Source organism: Pontibacter rugosus (assembly GCF_042678745.1).
Classification (GTDB): domain Bacteria; phylum Bacteroidota; class Bacteroidia; order Cytophagales; family Hymenobacteraceae; genus Pontibacter; species Pontibacter rugosus.
In genome coordinates this window covers 1-7,105 of sequence record NZ_JBHTLD010000235.1, presented here as the reverse complement: position 1 = coordinate 7,105, position 7,105 = coordinate 1, and the positions used below count along the sequence as shown (strand labels likewise).

The 7,105-nt window shown below is 44.9% G+C and carries 5 protein-coding genes; 2 read left to right on the top strand and 3 right to left on the bottom strand.

All coding sequences use genetic code 11. The features are described 5' to 3' along the window. Nucleotides 1-215 precede the first annotated feature (215 nt). Both ACFQ2O_RS18620 and ACFQ2O_RS18615 read right to left on the bottom strand, forming a co-directional pair. Nucleotides 216-1,871, bottom strand: a complete 1,656-nt coding sequence (locus ACFQ2O_RS18620) for a dipeptidyl-peptidase 3 family protein (protein WP_377531470.1) — start codon at nucleotides 1,869-1,871, stop codon at nucleotides 216-218. Between the two features lie 804 nt (nucleotides 1,872-2,675). Continuing rightward, nucleotides 2,676-3,290, bottom strand: a complete 615-nt coding sequence (locus ACFQ2O_RS18615; RefSeq protein ID WP_377531467.1) for a deoxynucleoside kinase — start codon at nucleotides 3,288-3,290, stop codon at nucleotides 2,676-2,678. Nucleotides 3,291-3,474: 184 nt separating this feature from the next. Between ACFQ2O_RS18615 and ACFQ2O_RS18610 the strand changes: the two genes are divergently transcribed. Continuing rightward, nucleotides 3,475-3,651: a hypothetical protein gene (locus ACFQ2O_RS18610; RefSeq protein WP_377531465.1), complete on the top strand. Its 177-nt coding sequence runs from the start codon at nucleotides 3,475-3,477 to the stop codon at nucleotides 3,649-3,651. Between the two features lie 76 nt (nucleotides 3,652-3,727). Here the strand turns inward: ACFQ2O_RS18610 and ACFQ2O_RS18605 are convergent, their stop codons facing one another. Further along, nucleotides 3,728-4,357, bottom strand: coding sequence for a hypothetical protein (locus tag ACFQ2O_RS18605; RefSeq protein ID WP_377531463.1), 630 nt, complete (start codon nucleotides 4,355-4,357; stop codon nucleotides 3,728-3,730). A gap of 230 nt (nucleotides 4,358-4,587) precedes the next feature. Here ACFQ2O_RS18605 and ACFQ2O_RS18600 point away from each other — a divergent pair, with 230 nt between their 5' ends. After that, nucleotides 4,588-7,029, top strand: a complete 2,442-nt coding sequence (locus ACFQ2O_RS18600; RefSeq protein ID WP_377531459.1) for a GAF domain-containing protein — start codon at nucleotides 4,588-4,590, stop codon at nucleotides 7,027-7,029. Nucleotides 7,030-7,105: the final 76 nt, after the last annotated feature.

The following is a 7,105-nucleotide window of genomic DNA, read 5'->3' as shown; positions in this document are numbered from 1 at the left end:
CTATAAAATAAATACGCTCCACCCTACAGTAGTCGCCAGTTAGCATTGATTATACTTGATTATTAAATTATCTGAATTTTCCGGCAGCTTTCTTGCAAAGTGCTACATAAATTGAATTATTCAAACATTTACTTTAACAACTTGAGTTATACAAAAGGCCCAACTTTTATAGTTGGGCCTTTTGTATATAGTGGTAGGTATGTAGTGAAAGTACCTCAGAGACCAAGTACCTCCGTTCCCTGCTCAAACACAATATCTACCGGAATGTTAGCTTTTGACAGACGGTTCAAATCAGCCTGTAGCTGTGGGCTTATCTGCCCCTGCTCGTTCAGCAGGTTTCCTACGCCTGCATAGTCGCCGTTGCCTTGAAGCGTCAGTATCTTCTCCGACAGCTTGTTCATAGCTTCACGCATCTTCTCATAGTTTACGCTATACTTGCCGGTCTGCTCATTACGCTCAAAAGCGCCATTTTCCTGAAAGAAATTGAAACGCACCATGTTAGCCTTGCCATGCGCACTAGACGCACCAAAGCGCACCGAGCGGAAAATACCTGCCAGAAATGTAGTATAATATTCCTTCAGGTCTCCCTCTATTTCGCCTTTCTCTGCCAGCTGCGTAATCATGTATAAGCCGAGGATATCAGCCTTGCCTTCTTCCAGCGCAGACGCATGTTCTTTTAGTGCTTCACGTACGGTGCCTTTCTGGTTAACTGTGTTTTTAATTCCCAGCCCGTGCGCCACTTCGTGGAACATAGTATTGGCAAAAAAGGCATCAAAGGTTACATACTTCTCCTGGTCTTCCACAATCAGCTCTTCGGCTATGGGTTCCATGATTTTCTCGAACTTGGCGCGCATGGCATTCTTTAATTGCAGGCGGCGTGTTCCTTTCTTTAGCTGCACCTCCTCATCGTTTGGTAAGTTAATGGCGATGGTCTTACTGCCCGCATTGCTATCGCCGGCATAGTATACTACGTCATAGGCGTTCAGATCGGAATCAGTACCAGGTGTTTCGGTTTTATACTTGGCAGGTACTGGCAGGCCGCGCTGCAGCTCTGGCAGGAAAGCCGCATACTTCGACAGGCGATCGCTCCATTCCATATCCTTTACCAGCACATAGGCTTCGTGAGCTGCTTTATAGCCAAACAGTTTGTCTTCGTATGTCTCTATCGGACCGATCACAATGTCCAGCTTGTTGTTTTTCATGTCCATCCAAGCCAGGTCAGATGGTTGGTAATTGTCTGTTAGAAGTGCTTCTGCGCGCAGGTTCAGGTACTTTTTAAGTCCGGGATCCTCGGCTAAGCCGGCAGCTTGCTTCAGCAAATCTGATACTTGCTGCACTTCTTCTTTAAACTGTACGTGGTAAGGCACCGTGATCAGTTTTCCGTTTGCATCGCGGCGCAGGAAAGTATACTGACTGGCTTTGTCGGGTAAATTAGCTTGCTCAAACTCCTCCTTTGTCATGTTCTCCGGGTAAAAGTTTGCTGCCTCTGGCTTTGCCCCTACTCCTGGTATAAAAGGCTCATTATTATTCAGACGGTCCCAGGGGCCATAGTTGATTTTTACATATTGCCTGGCGGCCTCATTATCTAAGGTAGCTAAGAGTGAGTCACTTTTGCCATAGGCTTCATACCAGAACAACTTGTTCATAATATCAGAAGCCTGTATCAGCAGCGGAATCATCTTCTTCTCGTTTGCGCTCAGGTTGTTCAGGTCTGCCGTCAGACGCACTGTCGTATAAGCATCCAGCTTTTGTTGCAAGTTGTCGGCTGCTACGGTTTCTGTTTGTGTGCTTGTATCTTCGGTAATGTTGCTATTACAGCCAAAAGATGCCGCGGCAACCGCCGAAGCCAAAAGTATATGGCGTGGTTTCATGGTTTAGGTTTGATTAGTTCTGATGTTGAAGATAGTAGTTTTTGGTTTGAAGGCAAAGGGAGGTGGTGGTGAAGTGGATAAAGCTTAGCTGGTGCAAGCGACTGCTTCGACTGCCTTCGCTGGCACGAGTTTCCAACTCGTGTCTTTTGACGGTGTTGAGTTTTTAACTCAACTGGCTTGAAAAGCCATACATGCTACAGCTCTTGCTATACTTGGTGCAGTTTATACTTCCATAACCTCCCGCTGGTGCTAGCTTGCAGCTAGTGCCTACTATGGTGTAGAGTTTCCAGCTCTACTAGCTTGCAGAGCCATACCTGTACAGCTTCGACTATACTTCCAAACCCGCTGCGTCCCGCAAGCTCTGCTAAGCTGTCTTTTCTAGTTACCGCCTATCCTCCAGCTCCTATCTACCTATTGTTTCACATTATACTTTGGAGCGCTCACGGCTGGGGCCTTGTACAAGCCAAGGTTTGGGAACTCGCAGATAGCATCCATTGACGAAGCTTCAGCTATTTCTGTAGGAACAGGTCGCGACCTGCCCGCGCGACACCGACAGCTTTGAAACTTATACTTTAAAAGGAGCAGTTACAGATCCCCCGCCTTAGATCCAGGGGTGGTTGGAATACGGTTACTCTAACTACAGCGATATACTTTCTAAATGGCCGTTCCTATGTTCTCTTCATAGGTGTAGAGGCCTTTGAGAAAAACTAGGAGTGCCAGAGATGGATAATCCCGACTTGCAAACAAAAAGGGCAGCAACCGTAGCTGCTACCCTTTCCAGAAGTATAAGTATAAATTGTAAGTCTAAAAAAGCCCGAAAAGCTCGCGCTGTATCTTTTCGATAATAGAACCAAGGTCTTCTGGGTTGGCCACAAAGTCCATATTATTCACATCGATTACCAACAGCTTGCCTTGGTCGTAACTGCTCATCCAGGTATTATAATGCTCGTTCAGGTTACGCAGATAGTTGATGCTAATACTGCTTTCGTAGTCGCGGTTACGCTTCTCAATTTGTCCAATCAGCTTTGGCAAATCAGCCTTCAGGTAAATCATCAGGTCAGGGGCTTTTACCATGCTGATCATCGATTGGAAGAGAGAAAAATAGTTATCAAAGTCGCGTGTACTCATTAGCCCGGACTGGTGCAGGTTTTTGGCAAAAATATGCGCATCTTCATAAATGGTCCGGTCCTGAATAACGTTATGGCCATTGGCCTGTATCTGCTGTACCTGGGTGTAACGGCTGTTCAGAAAAAACACCTGCAGGTGAAACGCCCAACGCTCCATATCCTCATAAAAATCCTTCAGGTAGGGGTTATTATCCACTGCCTCCAGGTATAAATCCCACTTAAAGTGCTGGGAAAGCTTTGTGGCAAGGGTAGTTTTACCAGCGCCAATGTTGCCAACGATTGCAATATGCATGATAATCTGTACTTTGATTAAGACCGGATGACAAAAGTACACCTTTTTACAGATCGTTTATATACAAGTTCCCCACCAGGTTATCCACATACTGTGGCTGTCAGTCTATGGTAGAATGAACTAAAGGCCTGTCCTGTCGTAAACTAAGTAAAGACACAAGTATAAACCTATACATCAGAAAGCTATGACAAAAGGACATAATCAAGACCCAAGCAAACAAAGCAAGCCATTTGCTAAAGATCAAAACGATGCGAAAGAAAACCGCCATCTGACGGACCAGAAACAAAACAAAAGCCCAAATCAGGGCCGTAACGAAAACAAAGAGCAGTCTGGCGGCACAAAAGGGCAAAACGCTATTTAAGCCATCAATCATAAAGGCAAAGAGCCACGGCAGAAATTCTGCCGTGGCTCTTTGCCTTTACTGTAAAATTACCGGGTTAGCGGTTATCTTCCCGCGCCTGCTTATAAGAATCTTTCACCTCTCGCCCTCTTTTAAGGGCTGTGAACTCTACCTGCAAGGCAGCGATTTTAATTTTATCACCCGTACTCAGTAAGTCCTGGGTCTGCGCTTTACGCGTGTTCAGTTCTCCTACTACAAACTCTGCATACTCCCAATCGCGGAGGCTCCAGTTCTGTTTTTTCTGGCGCGTATACTCTAAAGCTCTAATAAAGGCATCGCGCAAGTGTACAGGCTTAACTCTGTCAATATTCGTGGTACCTGTCATGTTACGTTCCCATCGCTCCAGCTCACGCCCATCCAGGTCTACCAGCTGGCTCTCGTTATATGCCTCCCACTCTTTATACTGCTGTTTATAAGTGTTATACTCTTCTCTCGACTTATCTGAAAGCTTCTTTGTATTGTTATCCAGGCTATAGGTAAGTTCCTTGAACTCCTTCTTCACGGTTGGCCATTCAGCGGTGATGGCACTATCGGCCTGTACACTTCGCTTTTGCATCCAGGTGCGCAGGTCTGCTAAATCCTGCTCTAACTGCGACTGCGCCTGTGCAAATCCCACAACAGCTACAGTCAACAACATGGTAAGCATCCAGTTAATTTTTCTCATCATAGTTTCTATTTTATCGCTATAAACTTTAACCCTTGTTTTACCGTAAATATTGTGCCACAAATATATAATCAGACACTAAAACTGTGTTAAATCAAGTATCAGTCATGCTTAACACAGGATAACACAACCATAATATCATCTGCCCAAAATTGTACTATCTTTTACGAGAAAACCTCGTTTAACAAGAGAGCAAGATATACGGCTTGACCAGTAAAGCCAACGCATAATTTATGAGTAAATACCACAAAGGCAGCTTTCACGAAACTGTTGTTTCGATGACCAGCAACGATGATGTTATACTGAGTGTGAATGAATTCCCATTCAAAACTACCTTAAGCCTGGCTCCACTTATCTCCTATTGGGAGAATAAGGTGAAGCATGATCCGGGGTGCAACGCTGAGCGTATTCAGGAACTGACAGAGATGCTGCAAGGCAACTCTGAGCTAATGGGACAAATTCAGGATACTGCTATCATTGAGAAGCATATAGAGACGGTTGATCTACTGATGGAAGATATTTTCCCGAGTGCGCTTTGGGAGAATGATCTGAAAGCGGTGTCAGTGCCATTTCAATTCAAAAGCTTCTATGCTTCTCCAAAGCTGGAGGAGATGAACTTAATGGTAGGTGACAATTATGCTGAAAAGCTAAATCTGGATCAGAAAACCCTGCTCTTTCGCATAACACTGCAAGCTTATACTATCATACTGGACAAATTTTATAACGCCAATTTCAAGATTGACGAACCCTTTGTATTTGTAGTAAAGGATAAGTTTACCGGCCTTTCCAGGCACTATAAAGTAGACGTTGACCTGAAGTTTATGCAAGTGAAGGCTAAAGGAGAGATAAAGCCGCTAAACGCCCAGCAGATCAACTTTATGATTAACCGCTACAACGATCTGGATTTGTGGATGCAGGTATTGCCGCCTGATAATTTTGAGTTTACTGGTTTTGCCATCTACGACTTAACAGACGTAACGATGGAGGAAACTATTTCCTCGCTGCGTTTCGACCTGCTGGATAGAGACTCTGTCAGTACAGAAGAAGGATTTCTGGACCTTCAACAAAAACTGCGCGTACTTTTCGGATTGCCAGGCATAAAACTTGGTTTTGCCTCTTACCCGAACCTCCGTGAGTTTGATACCAGCTATGCACGCCGTATCTGGAACGGATTTGTTTTAACGCAAGACTGCGACCTTACTATTAAAGACCTGGCAGGATCTATCTATGAGCCAGTTGTTAAAAAAGGCCATACCATTGTAGTAGAAGACCTAAACGTACTGCCCAACCCTACATGCATCGAGCAGCAACTCGTGCAGGCAGGGCTCCGCAATTTGATCATTGCACCGCTGCAGTACGAAGGCAGTATAATTGGCCTGATGGAATTGGCCTCGCCTATACCAGGAGAGCTTAATGCGCTTTCCACCATCAGGCTTAAGGAAATTTTGCCGCTGTTTGCCCTGGCCATGAACCGCAGCCTGGATGAGCTACGCAGTAGTATACAGAGCATCATCAAAGAAAAGTATACGGCCATACACCCGATAGTGGAGTGGCGCTTTACACAGGCGGCCATCAACCTGCTGGAGAAAATGGAAAACAATACCAGCTCAGAAATTGAGCCTATTGTATTTAGCGAGATATTTCCGCTTTACGGTTCTTCGGATGTACGCAGCTCGGCTACCGAACGAAACAAAGCGATACAAGGCGACCTGCTTGACCAACTGGTACTGGCTAAAGAAGTTATACTTGCCGCTAAAGATAACCTGAACCTAACCATACTGGATGAGCTGCTTTACCGCATCGATCAGTTCTCTCAGAGCATTGTGAATGAGCTAAGTTCTGGTGATGAGGCTACCATACTTGCATTCCTGCGCTCAGACATTGAACCGCTCTTCGATCATTTCCTGCAAAAGGCACCTGCTTCGCAGCATACTGTACAGGCTTATCGCTCGGCCATAAACAACGGATATAAAGCCGTGTACAACAAGCGTAAAGCTTATGAAGAGAGCCTCTATATGATCAACGAAACCATTTCTTCGTTTTTGGACCGTGAGGAAGAGAAGGCGCAGCAGACATTTCCGCATTACTTTGAGAAGTATAAAACAGATGGGCTTGAGTATAATATTTATATCGGGGCATCTCTGCTGCACAATGCTGATTTCCAGCCGATATACCTTAAAAACATGCGAATCTGGCAGCTCATGCTTACTTGTGAGATAGGCCGCCGTATTCAGAAGCTGAGAGCCGACCTAAAACTGCCACTGGAGATCACGCAACTTATATTAGCGCATTCTGATCCTATTTCTATCAAGTATAGGCTGGATGAGAAAAAGTTTGATATTGATGGAGCTAACAATATTCGTTACGAAATCATCAAGAAGAGGATTGACAAGGCCACCATACGTAATTCGGATGAGCGCCTGACGCAACCGGGTAAGATAGCCATTGTGTATACACAGCAAAAAGAGGCGGAGGAGTATGTGCGCTACCTGGATTTTCTCAGATCAGAGGGATACATTGAAGGAGCCATAGAATACCTGGATGTGGAGGAACTGCAAGGGGTACAGGGGTTAAAAGCGCTTCGTGTTTCCATCAACTTTAAGCCAAAGCTGCGCCACAACATCGATGCCGGAGACGAGCTCCTGCATATTGCCCAAAAGGCCATTTTAAACTAAGAACTTGCTAAATCTCAAATATAGTAAATTTTATATTTAGTAGTTTTTTGAAATTTTTTAAGCAAATTTTAAAAGC